Annotated in this window: 1 protein-coding gene; it reads left to right on the top strand. The window is 54.6% G+C overall.

Translation table 11 applies throughout. From position 1 onward, the window contains the following. Nucleotides 1-3,208 (top strand): amino acid adenylation domain-containing protein (locus ACL9RM_RS26340; RefSeq protein WP_414126686.1); only part of this gene is annotated, 3,208 nt, incomplete at both ends.

Raw genomic sequence — 3,208 nt, 5'->3', positions numbered from 1 at the left:
ATTCGGGGGCAGAGCTATTGTTAACGCAAAGCCATCTGGTGGATAAAGTGGCTTTCGACGGTAACGTGCTGGTGCTGGATGGAGCACAGAGTGTGTATCACGAGGATGTTTCCAATCTGGAGTCGTTGTCTGGTCCGAACGATCTGGCGTATGTCATTTATACGTCGGGTACGACGGGGCAGCCGAAGGGCGTTATGGTGGAGCATCGTAACGTCGTACGTTTGGTGAAAAATACAAACTACGCGCAATTGGATGCCGACACGCGCATTTTACAGACAGGAGCTGTTGTTTTCGACGCATCCACCTTCGAAATTTGGGGGGCGCTATTGAATGGTGGACAGCTGGTGCTAGTGATCCAGGATGTCATTTTGGACGCCCCCAAGCTTAAGGAGGCTGTGCGTAGCCACGGCATTACCACGATGTTTCTGACTACACCGCTCTTTAACCAGCTGTCCCAGCAGGATCTGGCGCTGTTCGAGGGGGTACGGGAGCTGCTGGTCGGCGGTGATGTGATGTCCGTACCACATATGAACCGGGTGCTGGAGGCTCATCCATCCTTGCGGATCAGTAACATCTATGGCCCGACCGAAAATACGACCTTTTCCACAGTGCATGCGATCACTGGTGTGCAATCGGAATCGGTGCCAATTGGCAGACCGATCCATAATTCGACAGCGTATGTCGTGGACCGTTCGATGCGGCTTCAGCCCGTCGGGGTATGGGGTGAGCTGATTGTCGGCGGTGACGGGGTGGCACGTGGATACCGCAACCGTCCGGACCTGACGTCCGAAAAGTTCATCGACAGCCCGTTTCGCAGCGGAGAACGCTGCTATCGCACAGGCGACCTGGTACGCTTGAATGTGGACGGGACGTTGGAATATAAGGGACGGATCGACGCACAGGTGAAAATTCGGGGCTACCGGATCGAACTGGGCGAGGTAGAAACGCAGCTGTTGAAGCTGGAAGCGGTGCAAGAAGCTGTGGTCATCGCGCGTGAAGATGAGCAAGGGCAGAAGCAGCTCTGCGCTTATGTGGTCGCCGATGGGGAAGTTGTGGCAAGTGAACTGCGCAGCGCTTTGAGCCAGAAGCTACCGGGTTACATGGTCCCTTCCTATCTGGTACAGCTGGAGCAGATGTCGTTAACTCCGAATGGCAAAATCGACCGCAAGGCACTGCCAGCACCGGAAGGCAGCCTGCAAAGCGGAGCTGATTATGTTGCACCGCGGACATGGGTGGAAGTGAAGCTGGCGCAAATTTGGCAGGATGTGCTGGGTCTGGCGGAGGTCGGTGTGAAGGAAAACTTCTTTGAGATTGGCGGACACTCGCTGCGGGCGACGACGCTGGCCTCGAAAATTCACAAGGAGCTGAACAAGCCGCTTCCACTACGCAGTATTTTTGAATCACCAACCATTGAACAATTGGCAGTCGTACTAGAACATCTCGATCAAGTAACCTATGCGTCCATTCCGGTAACGGAAGAACGCAACTTCTACCCCTTATCTTCGGCGCAAAAACGACTGTATGTGCTGCATCAATTCGACCCGAATGATGTGAACTACAACATGCCGTCGGTGCTGCAAGTGAGCGGACCGCTGGATGTGAAACGGGTAGAAGACGCGTTCCGTCAATTAATCGCCCGTCATGCGACCTTGCGTACCCGCTTTGCACTGGTGGACAGTGAGCCAATGCAATGGATTGAGGACACCGTGCCGTTTGAGGTGGAATATACAAAGGTACAGGCAGAAGATGCGACTACGGATACGGACACGATGGTCAGCCAGGAAGCACAAGAACGGGTGCGGCAGTTTGTACGTCCGTTCGATCTGCAAGCCGCTCCGCTGCTGCGGGTAGGCTTGGTAGATTTGGGCGTACAAGGAACCGAGCAGGAACCGCAGCATTTACTCATGCTCGATATGCACCATATCGTTTCGGATGGTGTGTCCATGGGAGTACTGACCGATGAATTTGTCCGCTTGTATGATGGTAAAGAGCTATCGCCATTGCGAATTCAGTACAAGGATTATGCGGTATGGCAGCAAAGCGAAGCCCATCAGAAGTGGATGCAACGTCAGGAAGCGTACTGGCTCGAAACCTTCCGGGATGAGCTGCCAGTGCTGGATGTACCGACGGACTTTGCACGTCCGGCGGTGCGAAGTACCGCAGGTGATACGGTGGTGTTTGGACTGGAACGTGAAGTCAGCGAACGGCTGAAAGAACTGGCGGCGCACACAGGCTCCACGCTGTATATGGTGCTGCTGGCAGCGTACACCGCGCTCTTGCATCAATACAGCGGGCAAGAGGACATCGTAGTTGGCACGCCAATTGCCGGACGACCGCATGCGGATCTGGAGCCAATGATCGGGATGTTCGTCGGAACGTTGGCATTACGGAACTATCCGACGGCAGAGCAAAGCTTCCGAAGCTACGTGGAGGATGTCAAGACGCGTGCCCTGCAAGCTTACGAGCACCAGGACTATCCGTTTGAGGAGCTGGTGGAAAAGCTGAACGTGAAACGGGATATGAGTCGCCATCCACTGTTCGATACGATGTTTACCCTGCAAACGACTGAGGAAGGCGAGCTGCAGCTGGCGGACCTGAGCTTCCGTCCATACGGCTTAGAACAAACGCCAGTCAAGTTTGATTTGATGATGGAGGCCAGTGAGGAAGAGGCAGGCATCCAGTTCGGATTGCAGTATGCAACCGCGTTGTATCAACGGGAAACCGTGGAACGGATGACACGCCACTTTATTCGTTTGGCCGAAGCGGTGGCGGCGAACCCGGATGCGAAGCTGGGTGAGCTGGAGTTGATTACGGCGGAAGAAACCGTGCAGATTCTGGAGGTATTTAATGACCCGAACGCACATAGTGTGCATTGTACTGAACACAGACAGGTGCAAGGCCGTTCGCTCAGCGAACGCTTTGAAGAGCAAGCGAAGCGCAACCCTGAGCGGATAGCAGTTGTGTCTGGGGCCACCGCGCTGACCTACACTGAGCTGAATGAGCGTGCGAACCAATTGGCTCGTGTGTTACGAGCCAAAGGGGTCGAAGCAGATCAACCGGTTGGCGTATTGCTGGAACGTTCTGCGGATATTCTGGTGAGCATTTTGGGGGTACTTAAGGCCGGAGGCGCATATGTGCCGATGGATACGATGTATCCACAGGAGCGCATCGACTACATGCTCCAAGACAGTGGGGCCAAGGTCGTGAT

Origin of the sequence: Paenibacillus sp. S29, from assembly GCF_049319765.1 — a bacterium.
Classification (GTDB): domain Bacteria; phylum Bacillota; class Bacilli; order Paenibacillales; family Paenibacillaceae; genus Paenibacillus; species Paenibacillus polymyxa_B.
The sequence above is the reverse complement of the archived record's forward strand: the minus strand, read 5'-3'. Positions and strand labels throughout refer to the sequence as shown.